Below are 21,297 nucleotides of genomic sequence, written 5' to 3'. Positions count from 1 at the left end.
GGAAGCGGTTCGGCGCGGCGGATTGGCAGGCAGGTCCAAGTCTTCGTTGCCCACAGCCGGGCGATGGCCTAACCTGCTGCTCCATGACCATGGGCAGACTTGGGTTCCACCGCCTCCACCGGGGCTGGACGGGATGGCGATGTGCCGTCGCCCTGTCGCTATGGGCAACCCTGGCCCTCCCTCCCGCGGCCCGGGGTTCCGACCGACCCCAGCCGAGGGCCACGGTCCACCGGATCTGGCGTGGCGAGTCGGGGCTCGCCCAGGACACCGCCACAGCCCTCCTGGAAAGCCGGGAGGGATTCCTGTGGATCGGCACCGAGGATGGCCTGATCCGTTTCGATGGCGCCCGGTTCGACCGGTTCTCCCGGACCGAGGCTCCCGTCTTCGCCCACAACGATGTGCGCTGCCTGGCCGAGACCTCCGATGGCAGTCTCTGGATCGGCACCTCCCAGCCGGGCCTCTTCCGCATGAAGGACGGCGTCTTCACGGGATTCGGCGCGCCCGAGGGCCTGCCCGACAGCCCCATCCTCCGCCTGCTCGTGGATGCCCGGGGCACCCTCTGGGCGGCCCCGGCGGAGGGCCCCCTGTTGCGGCTGGCCGGGGGGCGCTTCGAACCGGTCGCCTGCGACGCGGCCCGGCTGCGGATCCAGGCCATCGCCACGGACCGCGAGGGCACCCTCTGGGTCGGCACGGCCGGCTCCGGCCTCTGGCGCCTGAAGGACCAGCGCCTGGAGCTGGCGGCCCTCTCGGCAGGGGACATCACGGCCCTGGAGCTGGATGCGGCGGGAACGGTGTGGGCGGGGACCCGGGCGCAGGGTCTGCTCATCCTCGCGGAGGGCCGCCTGGAACCTTCGTCCGGGGCCGGGGTCCTGCCGGCCAGGCCCATCACCGTCCTCCGGGCGGACCGGGATGGGGGGCTCTGGATCGGTACGGAACAGGCGGGCCTCTACCACCGGACCCGCGATGGCCGGATGGAGACAGCGCCCGGGGGACCCCAGGTCCGCTGGACCGTGCTGGACCTCCTGGAGGACCGCGCGGGCACCCTGTGGGTGGGCAGCGAAGATCGCGGCCTTCGCGCGATCTATGCGGTCCCGTTCCAGGCCGTGCCCGCGAAGGGACCGGAACCCGAGGAGGCCGGCCGGATGGTCTGCCAGGATTCCGCCGGCACGGTGTGGTGCCTGACGGGGGACCAGTCCCTCGGCCAGGTCCGCGAGGGCCGCATCGAGCCCGTGAGCCTCGGCGGAACCGTGGGCCCGGGACCCATCTCCGCCCTGTGGCCCCGGGGCAGCGGAGGCCTCTGGCTGGGCACCCGGGGCGGAGGGCTGTTCAGCCTTGAGCACGGCCGGGCCCAGGGGGTGTCCTGGCAGGGCGGCCCGCGTCCTGACGGGATCCTCGCTCTCTTCGAAGATCCCTCCGGCAACCTGTGGATCGCCACCCCCCACCAGGGGTTGCTGAAGGTCCCCTTTCCCGGTGCGCCCCAGGTCTTCCCCCAGGCCCGGGACGTGGTCGCCATGGCCGGAGGGGGTTCCGGCCCCCTCTATCTGGCCAGCCTCTCCCAGGGTCTCGGGAGGCTGGACGCCGATGGCCTGCGCTGGTTCGGCCCAACCCAGGGGCTGGGGTCCAGCGGCGCCCAGGCGCTGCACCTGGATGGCACGGGCGCGCTCTGGGTCGGCACCGCCGATGGCCTGCGCCTCTTCCGGAACGGCTCGTTCCGGCGGTTCACCGGCGCCGAGGGCCTGCTGAAGACCAGCATCCACGCCATCCTGGAGGATGCAGGCCAGAACCTCTGGCTCAGCACCGGCCAGGGCGTGCTGCGGGCGCCCCGCTCGGCCCTGCTCCAGGGACTGCCGGCCTCCGGCCCCTCCACCCTCGCGGTCTTCGATCACTGGGATGGCCTGCCGGCCCGGGAGACCCATGGCGGGACCCAACCCGCCGCCTGGCTGACCCGGACCGGGGAGCTCTGGGTTCCCACCAGCCGGGGCATGGCGCAGGCGGACACCGGCCGTCTGGCGCTGCCCCCCCGCCCCCTCCGCCTGCGCCTCGTGAAGGTGCTGAGCGACGAATCGGTGCTCCCGGTCCGGGGCCCGCTGGACCTGGCTCCCGGCAGCCATCGCCTGGAGATCCACTACACAGGCATCAGCCTCACCGGCGCCGAGAAGGTGCGGTTCCGGTACCGCATGGAGGGCGTCGATCCGGGCTGGAATGAAGTGGGGGACCGGCGTTTCGCGGTGTATTCGAACCTGCCCCCGGGGAGCCGCCGCTTCCTCCTCCAGGCCTGGCGGCCCGGGGAAGCTGGACCGCCCCAGGAGGTGTCCCTGGAGGTGGCGGTCCAGCCCTTCTTCCACCAGCGACCGGTGTTCTGGTTCCTGTGCGCCGCGGTCGCCGGACTCTTCGGGTGGTGGCTGCTGCAACTCCGGCTCCAGCAGGTGGAGGCCCGCTCCGCCGTCCTCGACGAGCGCAACCGCATGGCCCGGGAGATCCACGACCACCTGGCCCAGGGCTTCACCGGGGTCCTCCTGCAGCTGGAGGCCGCCGAGGCCAGGCTGGCCCGCATGGAGGGCGACCCCGAGCCCGTGCTCACGCGCCTCGGCCACGCCCGCGAGCTGGCCGCCGCCAGCCTCCAGGAGGCCCGGCGCTCCGTCATGGCCCTGAGTCCCCGCAAGCCCGAGGGGACCGACCTCCTGGGGGCGCTCCGCATCCTCTCCGATCGCCTCCTCGCCGGCACGGGCATCCAGGTGGAGCTCGCGCAGACGGGGCAGCCGAAGCGCCTGGACCACCGGCTGGAGGAGGAGCTGCTGCGCATGGCCCAGGAGGCCCTCACCAACGCCCTCCGTCACGGCAAGGCGAAGTGGGTGCGCGTGACCGTCCAGCACGGCGCTCGCCAGGTGGGCCTCTGCATCGAGGACGACGGGCGGGGCTTCGATCCCGCCGCCGGCGCCGCGGGCTATGGTCTTCGCAGCATCCGTGAAACCCTAGGGAAGCTCCGGGGCCATATCGACATCGACAGTGGACCTGGCCGGGGAACCCGCATCACCATCATCCTGCCCCTCCGGAGGTGGCGCCCATGACCACGATCCCTTCCGCCCCGATCCGCCTGCTCATCGTGGACGACCACCCGGTGGTGCGCGATGGCCTCGTCGCCATCCTCCACCAGGCGGAGCCTGATCTCGAAGTGGTGGGTGAGGCCGGCGACGGCAAGGAGGCCGTGACGGTCTGGCGCACCCTTCGCCCCACGGTCACCATCATGGACCTCCAGCTGCCCGGGCAGTCGGGGGTGGAGGCCATCGCCGCCATCCGGCGGGAGGACCCGGACGCCCGGGTCCTGGTGCTCACCACCTTCGATGGCGACGCGGACATCCAGCGCGCCCTGGAGGCCGGGGCCCGGGGCTACCTGCTGAAGAGCATGCGGCGGGGCACCCTCATCGAGGCCGTCCGCGCGGTGGCCGCGGGCCAGCGGTACCTGCCGCCCGCCACCGCCGCGAAGCTGGTGGAGGGCATGGAGTCCGAGCGGCTCACCGCCCGGGAACTGGATGTCCTCAAGCTCCTGGCCCAGGGGCACCGGAACCGGGAGATTGCCGATGCCCTCGGGCTGGCGGAGCCCACCGTGAAGATCCACGTGAACAACCTGCTGCGCAAGCTCCAGGTGAAGGACCGCACCGAAGCGGCCATGGTGGCCCTGCGGCGGGGCATCATCCACATGGAGCGCTGAGCGGCTCCGTCATTTCCGGAACGTGAAGAAGACCGCGCCCACCAGGCAGAGCCCCGCCCAGAGATGGTTGAGGTGCAGCCGCTCGCGCATCCAGGTCGCCGTGAACACCGCGAACACCAGCAGCGTCACCACCTCCTGGATCACCTTCAGCTGCGGCAGGCTGAAGCGCCCGTAGCCGGCGCGGTTGGCGGGGACCATCAGGCAGTATTCGAAGAAGGCGATGCCCCAGCTGGCCAGAATCGCGAGCCAGAGCGGGCTGTCCCGGTGGTGCTTCAGGTGCCCGTACCAGGCGAAGGTCATAAATATGTTGCTGAGGACGAGCAGCAGGATGGTGCGCACAGATCACCTCTCCAAGCCGTCCTGGATCTTGGCCAGCAGCTCCCGGGGGCCGTAGGGCTTCTGGATGAACCCCTTGAGCCCCTTCCCCATGAAGCGGCTCATGGCCTCGACTTCGTTGTAGCCCGAACTCAGGACCACGCGGATGTCGGGCTGGAGCAGCCGCATCTCGCGGAAGGCCTCCTCGCCGCCCATCCGGGGCATGGTCATGTCCAGGAGGACCAGCCCGATGGCCGAGCCGCGGGCACGCACCTGGTCCACGGCCTCCAGGCCGTCCTGAGCCTCCAGCACCTGGAAGCCCTTCATCTCCAGGGCCTGTCGCGCCACGCTCCGCACGGTCTCGTCATCGTCCACCACCAGGATGAGACCGCTGCCGACCCAGGGTGGCTCCTCCGCTGCGCCGGCCTCGGCCTCGAGGCCAGCCCCCACGGCCGGCAGCAGCACCTTGAAGGTGGTCCCGTGCCCCGGCTCCGAATAGACGCGCAGGGCCCCCTTGTGGCCGCGGACGATGCCCATGATGGCCGAGAGTCCCAGCCCCCGCCCCGTGAACTTGGTGGTGAAGAAGGGCTCGAAGATCCGGCTCAGGGTGTCCTGGTCCATGCCGCAGCCGGTGTCCGCGATCTCGAGGTACACGTAGGGGCCGGGGGGCACATCCTGGCCCACGAGCATGGTCCGGGCGGCGCTCTCGGTCACGTGCTGGGCACCGGTGGCGAGGGTGATCGTCCCGGAGGCATCGCCGATGGCCTCCGCGGCGTTGATCACCAGGTTCATGATCACCTGCTGGAGCTGCGAGGCATCCGCCGTCACCGCCGGCAGGCCCTTCCTCAGGCCGAGGTTGAGCACCACGGTCTTCGGGAGGCTCACTTCCAGCAGATGGAGCATCTCCTCCACCTGGGCGCTCAGGTCCAGATTCCGCACTTCGAACTGCCCGCGGCCGGAATAGGCCAGCATCTGGCGGGTCAGGTCCGCGGCCCGCTGGCCCGCCTTCTGGATCGCCTCCAGGTTGCGCTTGACCGGATGCAGGGGGTTGAGCTGCTCCAGGGCCAGCCCGGCGTGCCCCAGGACGCCCATGAGCAGGTTGTTGAAGTCGTGGGCGATGCCGCCCGCGAGCACGCCGAGGCTTTCCATCTTCTGGGCCTGGAACAGCTGCCGCTCGAGGGCCGCCCGCTCCGTCTCGGCCCGCTTCTGCTCCGTGAGGTCGCGGAACACGGCGTGGTAGATGTGCTGGGGGCCCAGCAGGTACTGGGTGATGGCCACATCGCAGGGGACCTCGCGGCCACTCGCATGGAGGAAGGTCCACTCGAACCGGTTGCGGGTTCCCGCCTTCACCTCGGCCAGGAAGGCCATGGCCGCCGCGCGGCTGGGGGTGCCTGAAGGCTGGAGGGCGGGGCTCATCTGGATCGGATCGAGCCCCAGCATGGCCAGCCGCGGGTACCCGAGCAGCTCCTCGGAGGCCTTGTTCACATCCAGGATCAGCCCGCGGGCCAGGAGGGCCGTGGGGTCCGGGGACTGTTCGAACAGCAGGCGGAACCGCGTCTCCTGAGCCGCCAGGTCCTTCCGTGCATGCAGGCGGTTCAGCACCAGGCCCGCGGTCTCGGCCAGGCTCTGCAGGGCCTCGAACTGCTCTTCGGAGATCTCCACGTGGCCCTGGTCCCCGTACGATCCCCCGCTGAGCGACCCGGCCAGGCTGCCGGCATGGGCCAGGGGCAGGCCAACCCAGGTGCGGAGGGGCCCCGGCCAGGCCTGCCTTCCCGGGAAGGCAGGAAGGTCCGCCCAACGGCGGATGTGGACCGCCTTCTGCCGGAGGTAGACCCGCTCGAGGATGGGATCCCCCTCCACAGGGTCGGGCCTGCGGATGGCTTCCACCGTGCCGAAGGCCTCCAGGCCGGGGGTCCAGTGCGTGGTCCGGCAGGTGCGGGCCGACGGGTCGTAGCGGTTGAACCACCACTCCGGAAGCGGGGCCAGCCGGGCCGCCCATTCAAACAGGTGCGCCACCAGGACGTCCTCGTCGGGGGCTTCGGCCAGGTCGTGGACGGCCCGCGCCAGGTCCCGGAACAGGAGGGCCGTTTCCGCCAGGCGGGCTCCCACCTGGATGCGCTCGAGGGCGAGGGCGGCGATCCGGGCCAGGTTCTGGATGACGGCCAATACCTCCTCGCCGGGGTGCGCAGCTGGTTCGTCCCGGAACCCGGCCGCGAAGAGCAGTCCCAGGATGCGCCCCTCGAAGACCAGGGGGACGCCAAACAGGCTCCGCAGGCCCGTGGCTTCCACCACGGATGGGGGCGCCAGCCCCGGGGAGGCCGCGACCTCCGCGACCCAGCAGGGGCGGTGATGGTCGCAGATCTCGCGCACCGGCCCCAGGTCGAAGAAGGGGAACCCGGGGCCCTGGACTGCGGCCCCCAGCCGCGTCTTCAGGGTCGGGGTCGCGGCCATCAGCTCCGCCTCCCTGCGGCCCTCCCGCTCCCGGACCTGCCCCAGGAACCAGTGGAGCTCCGGCAGGAGCTCCGAAGCCCGGCCCAGGAGCACCCGGAAGACCTCCTCGCGGGTGCGCGCGAGGCTCAGGGCGTAGACACCCTCCGCCAGGTGGCGCCTGAGTTCCACCTCCCCCGTCGCCATGCTGGAACGGGGGGGATCAGGAGGCTGGGGCGGGTGCGAGTCCAAGGCTGATACCAGACCAGGTAGGGTTAGGATGCCTGGACTGTATCAGACGCGAACCCTTCCTACCTGGCGATTTCCACCGCGCGCAGCTCCCGCATGACCGTGACCTTGATCTGGCCGGGGTACTGCATCTCGGACTCGATGCGGCGGCTGACGTCCTTGGCGATCCAGTAGGCCTGGTCGTCGTTGACGGAACCGGCGTCCACCAGGATGCGGATCTCGCGGCCCGCCTGCATGGCGTAGCTCTTCTGCACGCCCTTGTAGCTGCCGGCGATCTCCTCGAGCTTCTCCAGGCGCTTGACGTAGGTCTCCAGCATCTCGCGCCGCGCGCCGGGCCGGGCGGCGCTGAGCGCGTCGGCGGCCGTGATGAGCATGGCCTCCACCGTCCGGGGTTCGAAGTCCCCGTGGTGGCAGCTCATGGCGTGGATGACCTCTTCCTTCTCCCCGTAGCGCTGCATCAGCTGCATGCCGATCTCGATGTGGGTGCCCTCCACCTCGCGGTCGATGGCCTTGCCGATGTCGTGGAAGAGCCCCGCGCGCCGGGCCAGCCGGGCATCCGCCCCCATCTCACCGGCCATGTACTCGGCGATGCGCGCCACTTCCTTGGTGTGCTCCAGCACGTTCTGGCCGTAGGACGTGCGGTAGTTCAGGCGGCCCACCAGCTTGTGCATCTTGGGATGGACATCCGGGAAGCCCAGCTCGATGCAGGCGGCCTCGCCGATCTCCTTGAGGTGCTGGTCCATGTCCACCTTCACCTTCTCCACCACCTCCTCGATGCGGGCGGGGTGGATGCGGCCGTCGGCCAGGAGCTTGAGGATGGCCTGGCGGGCCACCTCGCGGCGGATGGGGTCGAAGCTGGAGACGACGATGCTCTCCGGCGTGTCGTCCACGATGAGGTCGCAGCCCGTCGCCTTCTCCAGGGCCCGGATGTTGCGGCCCTCGCGGCCGATGATGCGGCCCTTGAGGTCGTCGCTGGGCAGCTGCACGGAGCTCACGGCCTGCTCGGCCACCACGTCCGAGGCCACCCGCTGGATGGCCGCGCCGATGGTCCAGCGGGCCTTCTTGGCGGCCTCCTCCTGGGCCTCCTCGTCGATGCGCCGCACCAGCTTGGCGGCATCCATCTTCGCGGCGTACTCGAGCTGGGAGATCAGCTCCTTCTTGGCGTCCTCGCGGGTGAGACCGGCGACCTCCTCGAGGCGCTTGGCCTGGGCCTCCACCAGCTGTTTCGCCTCGGTCTGCTGGGCCTCCAGCTTCTCGAGCTCGGCCTTCCGCTTCTCGGTCAGCCCCTCGAGATCCTTGGCCTTCTGCTCCACCTGCTGGAGTTTCTTGTCCAGGCCCTCCTCCTTGGACTGGAGGCCGGCCTCCTTCGACTGGATGCGCTGTTCCTGCTTCTCCAGGTTGGCCTGGCGCTCGGCCAGCAGCTTCTCCGCCTCCTGCCGGGCATGGAGGGCCTGCTCCTTGGCCTTCAGGTCGGATTCCTTGCGGAGGGCCTCCGCCTCCTGCTCACCGCGCTCCCGGAGCCGCTGGGCCTCGCGCCTGGCCTCTTCCAGCAGCTTCTCGCGCTGGACCTTGACGTCGGCTTCGGCACGGGCCTGGGCCTGGGAGGCCTCCACCGTGGCCTTCTGCGCCCGCAGGGCCATCAGCAGGCCGACACCGGCCGCAGCGAAGAAGAGTAGAAGAAAAATCCAGCTGATCAGGTTCATGGGCGACTCCAGGGAATAGGGATCCGAAGAGCCACCAGCACCAGAATGTGAAAGAAGATCCCCGCTCAGTCGTGGAGGCTTGCCGAGTTCCCTAGCTGGTAGGGGGGAAACCAGGATCCCTGTCTAAGGCGCGCCGACGCGCGGAACGCACAGGACAGGGGGAAGGTCTCCCAGGTCGACTTACGGAACAAGCGCTTGGCCATGATCACGGGCCTCGCAGGGAAATCAGTCTCCGTCCTCGGCGAGGAAGGGCACGGGGGCGGAAGGTTCGTCCGGAACATCGTTCAGCAACTTCGAAAGAGTCTGTTCCAGGTTCTGGGTGTGCTGGTTGGCTTCCTGCTCGAGGCGCGCCACGCGGTGCGCCAGGTTCAGGGCGCCCAGGAGGTACCAGGACGGAGTGTCGAGGCCCTTCGGGACGCTCCCCCATCTTAGCTGGCATTGCGAGTCCATGTCGCGGAAGGTGTCCTCCAGGATCCGGGCAGCGGCCGCCAGGGTCTCGGGCCGGTCCGTCTGGACCTGGAGCTCCCGCCCCAGGACCGAGACCGTGGCGGCCCGGACCCCCGGCAGGGGCGGCTGGGGCTTCATCCCAGGGCCTCCAGGGCCTGCAGGATGGCGGCCACCTGGGCCTTCACTGCTTCCCGGTCCTTCTCGAGAGCCGCCTTCTCGGCCAGGGCGTCCTCCAGCCGGGTCCGGAGGGACTGCAGCTCCTGCTCTCCGGCCGAACCGGCAGACTTCAGGGCATCCAGCTCTTCCTTCAGCTGGTTACGCTGCTGGACGAGGGACTGCATCTTCGATTCGAGCTGCTTCAGAAGGTCCATGGATGCCTCAAAGAACCCATCTTACGCCCGGAGCTTCGCCCCGAGGGACTCCGCCGCGGCCAGCGCCGAGGCCATCCAGCCATCCACCTCGCTCCCCACCAGGGTGCGGTCCGCCTGGAACCGCAGGCGCATCAGCCAGGCCTGGCTGCCTGCGGGCAGGCTCTTGTGGCGGAACACGTCCACGCAGCGCAGATCCTGGAGCAGGTCCTGGGGCAGCGCCGCCCGCATGGCCGAGGCCAGGGTCTCGTAGGACTGGCCCAGCTCCACCAGGAGGGACAGGTCCCGCTCCACCGCGGGGAAGCGGCTGAAGGGGCGGAAGGCCGGGATGATCCGCGCTCCGGCCGGGGGCAGGGCGGAGACGGGGAGCTCGAAGCCGAAGAGGCCCTCGCCCAGAGAACGCACCTCGGGGGCCGAAGCCAGGCCGAGGTCCAGGGCGATGCCACTGAGGTCGGCCTCCTGCACGCGGCGGGCGGGGCTCAGGTAGTCCTCGCCCCCCAGGGTGCCGCCCCAGACCAGGCCCAGGGTGAAGCACTCCACGGGCCCGCCGGGACCGCTGGTGTACGTGGGCGCCACCTCGAAGAGGCGGATCTCCCGGGCGCCCTGGCGGAGGTTCTGCTCCGCAGCGGCGCGGAGGCTGGACAGGAGGGTGCCGCGCAGCACGGAGTATTCCTGCCCCAGCGGGTTGACCAGGGTGCGGCCTCCCGGGGCGTTGTCCGGCGCCGCGTAGGCGGCATCCGCCTCCGGGCTGATGAAGCCGTAGGTCACCGTCTGGTGGAAGCCCAGGTGGGCCAGGCGGCGGGCCAGGGCCTGCCGCTGGAGGTAGCCCGGAGCCAGCGGCTGCGGGGGGCCCTCCAAGGGCGGGAGCACCGACTGGATGGCCTCGTACCCACGCAGGCGGAGGACCTCCTCGGCCAGATCCTCCGGAATGGTCAGGTCGTGGCGCCAGCTGGGCGGCTGGACGGCCAGGGCCTCCGGGCGCACCTCCACGCGGCAACCGAGCCGCCGCAGGGCCTCGGCGGCCTCACCCAGCTGCAGGGGTTCCCCGGCCACCCGGCTGAGCAGGGCCTCGGGCAGGCTCACCGAGCCAGCGGGCGCCGGCAGGGAGCCGGCAGTCCAGGCTCCCTCCAGGGAAGCACCCGCCCAGGCCTGGAGCCGCTCCACCAGGAGATCCCGCGCCACGGTCGCCATGGCCGGATCCGCGCCCCGGCCGAAGCGGTGTGAGGCGTCCGTGTGCAGGCTGTGGCGGCGCGCCGTGGCGCGCACGGTCTTGGGGTCGAACCAGGCGCTCTCCAGCAGCACACGGCGCGTGGCCCCTGTGACCTTGGTGCCGTCCCCACCCATGACACCCGCCAGGGCGATGGGGCCGGTCTCGTCGGCGATGACGAGGTCCTGAGGGGTGAGGGTGCGCGTCACGCCATCGAGCGTGACCAGAGTCTCCCCGCCCTTCGCCCAGCGCACCGTCACGGCGCCCTGGATGCGGTCCGCGTCGAAGGCATGGGTGGGATGGCCGTAGCGGTGCAGCAGCTCGTTGGAGGCGTCCACGGCGGGCAGGCCCTTGGGCGAAGACTCCAGGGCGCGCAACAGGGCCTGGGGCTCCGGCGGCGTGCCGCCCGCCCCCAGGCTCAGGAGCGCCGTGGCATAGAGGGGGCAGGCGGGGCTCTCCAGGCGGACCTCGACCCTCGGCGCACCTTCGGCCAAGGGCGCTGGCGCCAGGGGCGCCAGGGGCTGCTGCAGCTTCGCCGCCACCTCCCGGGCCATGCCGCGGTGGGACATGGCATCGCCGCGGTTGGCGGTGATGTCCACATCCAGCACATCTGCACCTTCACGGGAGGCCACGCCATCCACGGGGAAGCCGAGGGCTGCCAGCAGCTCGCAGAGCTGGCGCGTGTCCAGGGCCGCGGCGGCGGGAATCTCGGCGGCGAGGGCCTTGCGTTCGATCCACATCAGTCCAGCCCTCCCATGGCCTTGAGGAAGCGCTGATCGTTCTCGAAGAACAGGCGCAGATCCGGTGTCTGGCTCAGCATCATGGCCATGCGCTCCACGCCCATGCCGAAGGCCCAGCCGGACCACTCCGCCGGGTCGATGCCCGCGTAGCGCAGCACGTTGGGATGGAGGAGGCCCGCGCCCAGGATCTCCACCCAGCCCGAGCCCTTGCACACGCGGCAGCCCTTGGCGTCACACAGCGGGCAGCTCACGTCCACCTCGCAGCCCGGTTCCACGAAGGGGAAGTACGAAGGCCGCAGGCGGATCTCCGTGTGGGGGCCGAACAGCGCCCGCAGCGCGTATTCCAGGGTGCCCTTGAGGTGCTGCATGCCGATGTCGTGGCCCACGAGCATGCCCTCCACCTGGTGGAACATGGGGCTGTGGGTGGGATCGATCTCATCCTTGCGGTAGACCCGGCCCGGCGCCAGGAAGCGGATGCCGCCGTGCTGCTCCAGGCTTGGCGCCACGCGGAGGAGCGTGCGCACCTGCACGGGGCTGGTGTGGGTGCGGAGCAGCAGCTCCGGGTGGGCCGCGAGGTAGAAGGTGTCGGAGGAGGCCTTGGCCGGATGGTCCTCGGGGATGTTCAGGCCGTCGAAGTTGTGGGCCTCGGTCTCCACCTCGGGCCCTTCCTCCACATGGAAGCCCAGGGGGCGGAAGACCTCCACCAGGCGGTCCACGAGGCGGTTCAGGGGATGCAGCGCGCCGTGGGCCGGCACCGGCGGCGGCAGGGAGGAATCCCAATTCGAGGCCAGCGCGTTCAGGTGCTTCTTCGCCGTCTCGAGTTCTCCCTGGCGGGCCTTCAGGCCTTCCTCCCACTGCTGCTTGAGCCCATTGATGGCCGCGCCCAGGTCGCGCTTCTGCTCCTTGGGCGCGGCCTTGAGCAGCTCCATGAGCCGCGCGGCATGGCTGCCCTCGCGGCCCACGTAGGCGCCCTTCAGGCGCAGCAGGGCATCCAGGTCGCCGCAGGCGGCCAGGGCCCCCGCGAAGGCGCGATCCGCCTCGAGAATCTCAGCTGGAAGCAGGTGGTCCATGAAGCCCTCTGGACAGGTGTCTCGAAACAAAGAAAGGCCGCTCACGCGGCCTTTCGGGTGTCTGCGATGGTTGCTTCGCGATCAGCCCTTGGCCACGGCCACGAGCTTGGTAAACGCTTCGGGATTGCGCACGGCGAGGTCCGCGAGGATCTTGCGGTCCAGATCCACGGAGGCCTTCTTCAGGCCGCCCATGAACTTGGAGTAGCTGGTGCCGTTCTGCGTGCAGGCGGCGCTGATGCGCACCACCCAGAGGCGGCGGAAGTCGCGCTTCTTGACCTTGCGGTCGCGGTAGGCGTAGCCGAGGGCCTTCTCGACGGCTTCCTTGGCGGAGCGGTACAGGCGGGACTTGGCGCCGTAGAAGCCCTTGGCGAACTTCATCATCCGCTTGCGGCGCTGGGCGCGCTTGAATCCGCGTTTTACACGAGTCATGTGCGTTCCTTTCCTCGAGGCAGCTCAGAGCGAGCGTTTGAAGGCCTCATCGGGGGTGGCCTCAGCCACCGGGTTGAACCTTCGATCCTAGGACCTCAGGCCTTGGAGAACAAGCTTCGTGCAGGCTTTGCCTGCGCGAAGCGCGGGGGCCAGGGGGTGTGCGCGCAGCGCGGAACCCCCTGACAACATCAATCAGGCGTAAGGCAGCATCGCGGCCACGGCCTTCTGGTCGGCCTTGGCCACCATTCCGCCCATGTCCAGCTGCCGCTTCCGCTTGGCCGTCTTCTTGGTCAGGATGTGGCGCTGGTGCGAGCAGCCGCGCTTGAACTTGCCGCCGGCGGTCTTCTTGAACCGCTTCTGGGCGCCCTTGTGGGTCTTGATCTTGTAACCGGCCATGGGTTCCTCGCTAGATTTGAGCTTCGGTTGCTGGGGTTTCAGGTGTGGCGGGCTTGGACTTCTTGGGGGCCTTGGGCACTTCGATGATCCGGGGGGCGAGGATGGCGTGCATGTCACGCCCGTCGATGCCGGCCCCCTTTTCGACGATGGCCTTGTCCCCGACCCGCTGGATGACTTCCTCAATGATCCGGTAGCCGATGTCGCGATGGACGACTTCGCGTCCGCGGAACATGACCACCACCTTGACTTTGTCTTCTTCCTCCAGGAACCGCAGGATGTGCTTCACCTTGAAGTCGAAGTCGTGGTCATCGGTCTTGGGGCGGAACTTCACTTCCTTGACCACGATGTTCTTCTGCTTGGCCCGCGCCGCGTGTTCCCGCTTCGCTTCCATGAACTTGTACTTGCCGTAGTCCATGATCCTGCAGACGGGCGGGTTGGCGTTTCCTGCCACTTCCACCAGGTCGAGACCGCGTTCTTCGGCGATCCGGATGGCCTGGTTTGGGGGCATCAAGCCGAGCTGTTCGCCATCTTCGGAGATGACGCGGACCTCGGGGGCCCGGATGCCGTCATTGATGCGGGTCTCGTTAGGACGAATGGTTCCTCCCCTAGTTGCACAAGGACAAAAAGTCTACCACTTGGATGGATTCACGCCAAGCAAGGAAAATGGTTTCAGCGCTGGCGGTCCCGGACCTCGGCGGCGAGCGAGGTGAGGAAGGCCCCGCATTCCTGCACCCCGAGGTCCCCCCGGTGGCGGTGCCGCACGGACACCGTGCCCGCCTCGGCCTCGCGGTCCCCGATGACCAGCATGTAGGGCACCTTGGCCAGCTGGGCCTCGCGGATCTTGGCCTTCAGGCTCTCATTGCGCGAATCCAGCTCCGCCCGGAGCCCGAGCGCCTTCGCCTGGGCGGCCACCTCGGTGGCAAAGGCATTGGCCCGGTCGGTGATGGGCAGGATGGCCACCTGGGCCGGGGCCAGCCAGGCCGGGAAGGCCCCGGCGGTGTGCTCGACCAGGATGCCCATGAAGCGCTCGAGGCTGCCGAGGATGGCCCGATGCAGCATGACGGGCCGCCCCTCGGTGCCATCGGGCTTCGTGTACTTCAGATCGAAGCGCTCCGGCAGCATGTAGTCCACCTGGAGGGTGCCCAGCTGCCAGGGGCGCTTGAGGGCATCCAGGATCTGGAACTCGATCTTGGGGCCGTAGAAGGCGCCCTCGCCGGGGTTCAGGGTGTAGGGCATGGCCGCTTCGTCCAGGGCCTCGCCCAGGGCCTGCTCGGCCGCGTCCCAGATCTCGTCCGAGCCCAGCCGCTTCTCGGGGCGGGTCGACAGGGCCACCCGCATGCCCTCAAAGCCGAAGGTGTCGTAGACCTCCTTCAGCAGGGCCAGGAAGGCGGCCATCTCGGTCTTGATCTGCTCGGGCGCGCAGTAGATGTGGGCGTCATCCTGGCAGAAGGTCCGCACCCGCGTCAGCCCGTGGGTGACGCCGCTGCGCTCATAGCGGTGCAGGCGGCCGAAGTCCGCGTAGCGGATGGGCAGGTCGCGGTAGCTGTGCTTCTGGCTGCCGAACAGGATGCAGTGGCCCGGGCAGTTCATGGGCTTCAGCGCGTACTCCCGCTCCTCGGCGGTGGTGAAGTACATGTTCTCGGCGTAGTTCTCGTAGTGGCCGCTGGTCTTCCAGAGAGCCACGTCCAGCACCTGCGGGGTGATCACCTCGTCGTACCCGTACTTGAAGTACAGCTCCCGCATGTAGGTCACCAGCTCGTTGTAGACCTGGGTGCCCCTGGGGTGGAAGAAGGGCGAGGCGGGCGCCTCCGGGTGGAAGGAGTAGAGTCCCAGCTCCTTGCCCAGCTTGCGGTGGTCGCGGGCCTTGGCCTCCTCCAGCCGCTTCAGGTGCTCGTCGAGCTCCTTCTGGGTGTGGAAGGCGGTCCCGTAGATGCGGCTGAGCATCTGGTTCTTCTCGTCGCCCTTCCAGTAGGCGCCCGCGATGCTGAGCAGCTTGAAGGCCTTCAGCTTCGAGGTGTTGGGCACATGAGGGCCGCGGCAGAGGTCGTAGAAGTCCCCCTGCTTGTAGCCGCTGATGATGTCCCCGGCGGGGATCCCCGACACGACCTCGACCTTGAGGGGCTCGCCCATGGCCTGGAAACGCGCCACGGCGGCATCCCGGCCGAGATCCTCGCGCTCGACCTCGACCCCCTCGGCCACGATCTTCCGCATCTCGGCCTCGATGACCGGCAGATCTTCGGGGGTGAAGGGCTTCTCCACCCAGAAGTCGTAGTAGAACCCATCCTCGATGGTCGGACCGATGCCCACCCGGGCCTCCGGATAGAGGCGCTTCACCGCGTGGGCCAGGAGGTGGGCCGTGGAGTGGCGGATCAACTCCAGGCTCTCCGGAGTCTTGCTGGTGACGATCTCCACCTTGGCGCCATCGGCCAGGGGGGATTTCAGGTCCGCCAGGCGGCCATCCACCTTGATGGCCAGCGCAGCGTCCAGGAGACGGGCCCCGATGCCGGCCGCCAGATCGGTTCCAGTCGCCCCCTCGGGCAGCTGCCGGAGGGAGTCGTCAGGAAGTCGGACCTCGATGGGCATGGGTTCCTCGAAATAGGAGAAGAATTTTATCAGTAAAACAACTCCGGGCCATCAATGGTGATGGCCCGGAGGGGATTTAACGTCGCAGCGACCTACTTTTCCACTCCTGTGAGGAGCAGTATCATCGGCCCTCCAAGTCTTAACTGCCGTGTTCGGGATGGGAACGGGTGTGACACTTGGGGAAAAGCCACGACGAAGGGTTAAGAAGGGTTGAGAAGGGTTAAGGCGAAGCTCCGTAGAGCGTTCGTGGGTATTTCGGTCGGCAATTCAAGGCGCTCACCATTCCAGTCTCGGGCTCTGCCCGGCCTGGCCTGGTTCACTTGACGGCTTTTCCTATCGGAAAAGCCTACTTGAATTGCACTTGAATGCAATTGATTGATGAAAGGTCAAGTCGATGGACCGATTAGTATCGCTCAGCTGAAGCCGTCACCGGCCTTGCACATGCGACCTATCAACGTGGTGGTCTACCACGGGTCTCATAGGGAGATCTCATCTTGAGGGGTGTTTCGCGCTTAGATGCTTTCAGCGCTTCTCACTTCCCGACGTAGCTACCCAGCATTGCACCTGGAGGCACAACTGGAACACCAGAGGTCAGTCCATCCCGGTCCTCTCGTACTAAGGACAGGTCCTCTCAAATCTCCTGCGCCCACACTAGATAGGGACCGAACTGTCTCGCGACGTTCTGAACCCAACTCACGTACCACTATTGATCGGCGAACAGCCGAACCCTTGGGACCTGCTTCAGCCCCAGGATGTGATGAGTCGACATCGAGGTGCCAAACCTTGCCGTCGATATGAACTCTTGGGCAAGATCAGCCTGTTATCCCCGGCGTACCTTTTATCCGTTGAGCGATGGCCCTTCCATTCGGGACCACCGGATCACTATAACCTGCTTTCGCACCTGCTCGTCGTGTCTGACTCGCAGTCAAGCTCCCTTATACTATTGCGCTCTGCGGCTGATTTCCAAACAGCCTGAGGGAACCTTCGTACGCCTCCGTTACGCTTTAGGAGGCGACCGCCCCAGTCAAACTACCCGCCTGACATTGTCTTCCACCCGGATCACGGGTGCGAGTTAGAGATCAGCGTTAAACAGGGTGGTATCTCAACGTTGGCTCCACCGACCCTAACGAGCCAGTTTCATAGCCTCCCACCTATCCTGCACAGTCCAACGCCAACCTCAATGTCAAGGTGTAGTAAAGGTGCACGGGGTCTTTCCGTCTAAGTGCGGGTAACCGGCATCTTCACCGGTGCTACAAGTTCGCTGAGTCTCTGCTGGAGACAGTTCCCAGATCGTTACGCCATTCGTGCAGGTCGGAACTTACCCGACAAGGAATTTCGCTACCTTAGGACCGTTATAGTTACGGCCGCCGTTCACCGGGGCTTAAATTCGCAGCTTCGCTTGCGCTGACCGCTCCTCTTGACCTTCCGGCACCGGGCAGGCGTCAGCCCCTATACCTCCTCTTTGGAGTTTGCAGAGACCTGTGTTTTTGTTAAACAGTCGCCTGGGACATTTATGTGCCACCACCTCGGGCTATGAACCCTACCGTGGTACCCCTTCTCCCGAAGTTACGGGGTTAATTTGCCGAGTTCCTTCAGCAGAGTTCTCTCAAACGCCTGAGGATTCTCTCCTCGACTACCTGTGTCGGTTTGCGGTACGGACACAAGCACCTCTCCTTAGCAGCTTTTCTCGGCAGTGTAGGATCAGGACTTTTCGTCAGAAACCTTGGACTTGTGGCACCCGGACTTCCCTAAGCACCATCCTTGGATCCTTTCGCAGAACATTCCATAGCTCTGCGTCCCTACCTTCCTGCGTCCCTGCATCGTACAAACGAGATGCTCATGGTGCTGGAATATTAACCAGCTTTCCATCGCTTACGCCTTTCGGCCTCAGCTTAGGGCCCGACTAACCCAACGCGGATTGACCTTGCGTTGGAAACCTTAGTCTTACGGCGGACAGGGTTCTCGCCTGTCTTTACGCTACTTATGCCGACAGAGTCTCTTCCCATGTCTCCAGCTGTCCTTACGGTCAACCTTCACAGACGTAGGGAATGCTCCCCTACCACTTACGTTCGCAGCTTCGGTAACATGCTTTAGCCCCGTTGAATTGTCGGCACAGACCCGCTTGACCAGTGAGCTATTACGCTTTCTTTAAAGGATAGCTGCTTCTAAGCTAACCTCCTGGCTGTCTAAGCACATCCACATCCTTTTCCACTTAGCATGTATTTTGGGACCTTAGCTGGCGATCTGGGTTCTTTCCCTCTCGACTACGGATCTTATCACCCGCAGTCTGACTGCCGGACTTCACGGCGTGCCATTCGAAGATTGGTTGGATTCAGTAAGCTGGTAAGCCCCCTAGTCCATTCAGGTCTCTACCTGCACGACGAAACATCCGACGCTAGCCCTAAAGCTATTTCGGGGAGAACGAGCTATCACGGAATTTGATTGGCCTTTCACCCCTATCCTCAACTCATCCAAGCGGTTTTCAACCCACACTGGTTCGGACCTCCATCCGGTGTCACCCGGACTTCATCCTGGTCAAGGATAGATCATCCCGTTTCGCGTCTATTTCCAGCGACTGTCGCCCTATTCAGACTCGGTTTCCCTACGGCACCGCCTCTTCGGCTTCGCCTCGCCACTGAAAATAACTAGCCGGCTCATTATGCAAAAGGCACGCGGTTCCTCTGGTAAACCATAGAGGTTCCACTGCTTGTAGATTGACGGTTTCAGGTTCTATTTCACTCCCCTCATCGGGGTTCTTTTCGCCTTTCCCTCACGGTACTGGTTCACTATCGGTCAGATGAACATATTTAGCCTTACCGCATGGTCGCGGCAAATTCTGTCAAGGTTTCTCGTGCCCCGACATACTTGGGAACACCACTCAGAGTCCTCGTAGCTTTCGCATAAGGGGCTATCACCCTGTATCGCCGGCCTTTCCATGCCGTTCCGCTAACTAGAGGTTTTGTAACTCTGTGCCAGGGGGCAGCCCTGACCTGTAGGTCCCACGACCCCCCATACGCAACGCCTGCCGCTTACACGTATGAGGTTTGGGCTCTTCCGGTTTCGCTCGCCGCTACTCCCGGAATCACTGTTGTTTTCTGTTCCTGTGGGTACTGAGATGGTTCACTTCCCCACGTTCGCTTCTCAAAGCCTATGAATTCAGCTGAGAGATGACTGAGCTTTCACCCAGCCGGGTTTCCCCATTCGGACATTCCCGGATCACCGTTCGCGTGCAACTCCCCGAGACTTTTCGCAGCTTACCACGTCCTTCATCGCTGTCATCTGCCAAGGCATCCACCGTCAACCCTTTGTAACTTGGCCTTCCATCAATGAATTACATCGACTTCAGACCCACGAGAGTTAATTGTTTCGCTAAACTTGCCTCGCCTTAAGCCCACAGCGCCACTTCAACGCCATGGATCACCCTTCTCTATTCCTTCTATTCAACTGTCAAACAACTGCTGTCTTGTTCAGACGCCAACCCTTGAGCTGGATTCAAATCCCTCGGGATCTCAACTCAACTCAAATTGGTGGGCCTAGGTGGATTCGAACCACCGACCTCACGCTTATCAGGCGTGCGCTCTAACCAGACTGAGCTATAGGCCCCTGTTCGTGCTCCAGCAGGCGCTGGTGGACCCGACCGGGATCGAACCGACGACCTCCTGGATGCAAACCAGGCGCTCTCCCAGCTGAGCTACGGGCCCGAATGTTGTCCGGGGGGACCGCCTGCTCGCTTCGCTCGCGATGTCCCCCCGGGCCCCCGCTGCTCGCGCGGGAAACCCGCACTCGCAACCTGCCCGCGAGACCACCACTTGCGATCGCAGAACCACGACCCCAGGCATGGACGCCCAAACACGCTCGTCAAAGATTGCCCGAGCGTCTTTAAAAACCGGATAGAAATTTCGATCGGAAGCGTTGACCTTTCGTCGCTCCTAAAAGCGACTCTCCTTAGAAAGGAGGTGATCCAGCCACAGGTTCTCCTACAGCTACCTTGTTACGACTTCACCCCAATCACCAAGTTCACCATTGAGACCTAGCCCCCTTGCGGGTTACCACAGCCTCTTCAAGTGCTCCCGGCTTTCGTGATGTGACGGGCGGTGTGTACAAGGCCCGGGAACGTATTCACCGTATCATTCTGATACACGATTACTAGCGATTCCACCTTCATGTAGTCGAGTTGCAGACTACAATCCGAACTGAGGACGACTTTCTCCGATTAGCTCCATCTCGCGACTTTGCAACGGTTTGTATCGCCCATTGTAGCACGTGTGTAGCCCTGGACATAAGGGCCATGAGGACTTGACATCATCCCCACCTTCCTCCCGGTTAACCCGGGCAGTCCCCGTAGAGTTCCCGCCATGACGCGCTGGCAACTACGGGTAAGGGTTGCGCTCGTTGCGGGACTTAACCCAACATCTCACGACACGAGCTGACGACAGCCATGCAGCACCTCTGCAGCAGTTCTTGCGAAAAGGCACATCTCTGCACCGGTCCACTGCAGTTCAAGCCCAGGTAAGGTTCTTCGCGTTGCGTCGAATTAAACCACATGCTCCACCGCTTGTGCGGGCCCCCGTCAATTCCTTTGAGTTTCAGCCTTGCGACCGTACTCCCCAGGCGGAACACTTAACGCGTTAGCTCCGGCACGGAAGGGGTCAACTCCCTCCACACCAAGTGTTCATCGTTTACAGCGTGGACTACCAGGGTATCTAATCCTGTTTGCTACCCACACTTTCGCGCCTCAGCGTCAGTTACTGTCCAGGTGGCCGCCTTCGCCACTGGTGTTCCTCCTCATCTCTACGCATTTCACCGCTACACGAGGAATTCCACCACCCTCTCCAGTACTCTAGCCTTCCAGTCTCAGATGCAGTTCCCAAGTTGAGCTCGGGGATTACACATCTGACTTAAAAAACCGCCTACGCGCCCTTTACGCCCAATAATTCCGAATAACGCTTGCCCCCTCTGTATTACCGCGGCTGCTGGCACAGAGTTAGCCGGGGCTTCCTCTCCAGGTACCGTCAAGCATAAGAGCTATTAACTCCCATACCTTCGTCCCTGACGACAGGGTTTTACAGTCCGAAGACCTTCATCACCCACGCGGCGTTGCTGCGTCAGACTCTCGTCCATTGCGCAAAATTCCCCACTGCTGCCTCCCGTAGGAGTCTGGACCGTGTCTCAGTTCCAGTGTGGCCGATCACCCTCTCAGGCCGGCTACTGATCGTCGCCTTGGTGGGCCATTACCCCGCCAACTAGCTAATCAGACGCAGGATCCTCTTTTTGCCCCAGGCCTTGCGGTCCCCAGGTTTCACCACAGCCATCCCAGGCCGCGGTCTCATGCGGTATTACCACTCCTTTCGGAGCGTTATTCCCCACAAAAAGGTAGATTCCCCACGCGTTACTCACCCGTCTGCCATGCACCTTGCGGCACATCCGACTTGCATGTGTTAGGCACGCCGCCAGCGTTCATTCTGAGCCAGGATCAAACTCTCAAGTTTCATTCTGAACTCTCACCCTCGGGTTCCCCCTCGGGCCAATGTTCTGGTCGAAAAATTGTTCTGAATCCCATGCACCGTCCTTAGACGACACACGGAACCCTCAAAGGCTTCCTATCTTCTATCCGGTTTTCAAAGACGCCCACCACGCTTCCGCATGGTCCGAAG

13 protein-coding genes, 2 tRNA genes and 3 rRNA genes are annotated in these 21,297 nt (G+C 65.5%); 2 read left to right on the top strand and 16 right to left on the bottom strand.

The genetic code is table 11. The annotated features are described in order from the left end of the window. The first annotated feature begins 83 nt into the window (after positions 1-83). Complete coding sequence (locus tag QSJ30_RS13385) at positions 84-3,068, top strand: sensor histidine kinase (protein WP_285610062.1); 2,985 nt, start codon at positions 84-86, stop codon at positions 3,066-3,068. After that, complete coding sequence (locus tag QSJ30_RS13380; RefSeq protein ID WP_285610061.1) at positions 3,065-3,709, top strand: response regulator; 645 nt, start codon at positions 3,065-3,067, stop codon at positions 3,707-3,709. The genes QSJ30_RS13385 and QSJ30_RS13380 overlap by 4 nt, the downstream gene beginning before the upstream one ends. Positions 3,710-3,718: 9 nt before the next feature. Here QSJ30_RS13380 and QSJ30_RS13375 read toward each other — a convergent pair whose 3' ends face one another. The 16 genes from QSJ30_RS13375 to QSJ30_RS13300 all read right to left on the bottom strand — a co-directional run bounded on the left by QSJ30_RS13375 (position 3,719) and on the right by QSJ30_RS13300 (position 21,132). Next, the gene (locus QSJ30_RS13375; protein ID WP_285610060.1) at positions 3,719-4,048 is read right to left on the bottom strand and encodes a DMT family protein; all 330 of its coding nucleotides are present in this window, start codon (positions 4,046-4,048) and stop codon (positions 3,719-3,721) included. 3 nt (positions 4,049-4,051) lie between these two features. After that, positions 4,052-6,643, bottom strand: a complete 2,592-nt coding sequence (locus QSJ30_RS13370) for a hybrid sensor histidine kinase/response regulator (protein ID WP_285610059.1) — start codon at positions 6,641-6,643, stop codon at positions 4,052-4,054. Between the two features lie 119 nt (positions 6,644-6,762). Continuing rightward, the gene (gene rny, locus QSJ30_RS13365) at positions 6,763-8,403 is read right to left on the bottom strand and encodes a ribonuclease Y (RefSeq protein WP_285610058.1); all 1,641 of its coding nucleotides are present in this window, start codon (positions 8,401-8,403) and stop codon (positions 6,763-6,765) included. A 225-nt stretch (positions 8,404-8,628) separates the two neighbouring features. Continuing rightward, positions 8,629-8,988 carry a cell division protein ZapA gene (locus QSJ30_RS13360; protein WP_285610057.1) on the bottom strand — a complete coding sequence of 120 codons (360 nt, stop codon included), beginning with the start codon at positions 8,986-8,988 and terminating at the stop codon, positions 8,629-8,631. Next, complete coding sequence (gene zapB / locus QSJ30_RS13355; RefSeq protein ID WP_285610056.1) at positions 8,985-9,221, bottom strand: cell division protein ZapB; 237 nt, start codon at positions 9,219-9,221, stop codon at positions 8,985-8,987. The genes QSJ30_RS13360 and zapB overlap by 4 nt, the downstream gene beginning before the upstream one ends. 21 nt (positions 9,222-9,242) lie before the next feature. Further along, positions 9,243-11,165, bottom strand: coding sequence for a phenylalanine--tRNA ligase subunit beta (locus QSJ30_RS13350; RefSeq protein ID WP_285610055.1), 1,923 nt, complete (start codon positions 11,163-11,165; stop codon positions 9,243-9,245). Further along, positions 11,165-12,235: a phenylalanine--tRNA ligase subunit alpha gene (pheS, locus tag QSJ30_RS13345; protein ID WP_285610053.1), complete on the bottom strand. Its 1,071-nt coding sequence runs from the start codon at positions 12,233-12,235 to the stop codon at positions 11,165-11,167. Before pheS ends, QSJ30_RS13350 begins: the two co-directional genes overlap by 1 nt. Positions 12,236-12,316: 81 nt before the next feature. Continuing rightward, entirely contained in the window at positions 12,317-12,664 is a 348-nt protein-coding gene (rplT, locus tag QSJ30_RS13340) for a 50S ribosomal protein L20 (RefSeq protein WP_243288481.1), read from the bottom strand. A 192-nt stretch (positions 12,665-12,856) separates the two neighbouring features. After that, positions 12,857-13,060 (bottom strand): 50S ribosomal protein L35, encoded by a 204-nt coding sequence (gene rpmI, locus QSJ30_RS13335; protein WP_285610051.1) that lies wholly within the window; start codon positions 13,058-13,060, stop codon positions 12,857-12,859. A 10-nt stretch (positions 13,061-13,070) separates the two neighbouring features. Beyond that, entirely contained in the window at positions 13,071-13,634 is a 564-nt protein-coding gene (infC, locus tag QSJ30_RS13330) for a translation initiation factor IF-3 (protein WP_285610327.1), read from the bottom strand. A 95-nt stretch (positions 13,635-13,729) separates the two neighbouring features. Beyond that, on the bottom strand, positions 13,730-15,643 hold the full coding sequence (gene thrS / locus QSJ30_RS13325; protein ID WP_285610049.1) for a threonine--tRNA ligase: 1,914 nt from the start codon (positions 15,641-15,643) through the stop codon (positions 13,730-13,732). A 79-nt stretch (positions 15,644-15,722) separates the two neighbouring features. After that, positions 15,723-15,838: ribosomal RNA gene (gene rrf / locus QSJ30_RS13320) — 5S ribosomal RNA — on the bottom strand. A gap of 187 nt (positions 15,839-16,025) precedes the next feature. Beyond that, positions 16,026-18,961, bottom strand: a 23S ribosomal RNA gene (locus QSJ30_RS13315). Between the two features lie 207 nt (positions 18,962-19,168). Beyond that, positions 19,169-19,246, bottom strand: a tRNA-Ile gene (locus QSJ30_RS13310). 22 nt (positions 19,247-19,268) lie between these two features. Further along, a tRNA-Ala gene (locus tag QSJ30_RS13305) sits at positions 19,269-19,344 on the bottom strand. Between the two features lie 248 nt (positions 19,345-19,592). Next, a 16S ribosomal RNA gene (locus tag QSJ30_RS13300) occupies positions 19,593-21,132 on the bottom strand. Together the 16S, 23S and 5S rRNA genes with 2 tRNA genes alongside form the textbook arrangement of a ribosomal RNA operon. Between the last annotated feature and the right edge of the window lie 165 nt (positions 21,133-21,297).

The organism is Geothrix edaphica, from assembly GCF_030268045.1.
Classification (GTDB): Bacteria; Acidobacteriota; Holophagae; order Holophagales; family Holophagaceae; genus Geothrix; species Geothrix edaphica.
Note: the sequence above shows the minus strand (reverse complement) of the source record. Positions and strands in the feature narration are given on the sequence as shown.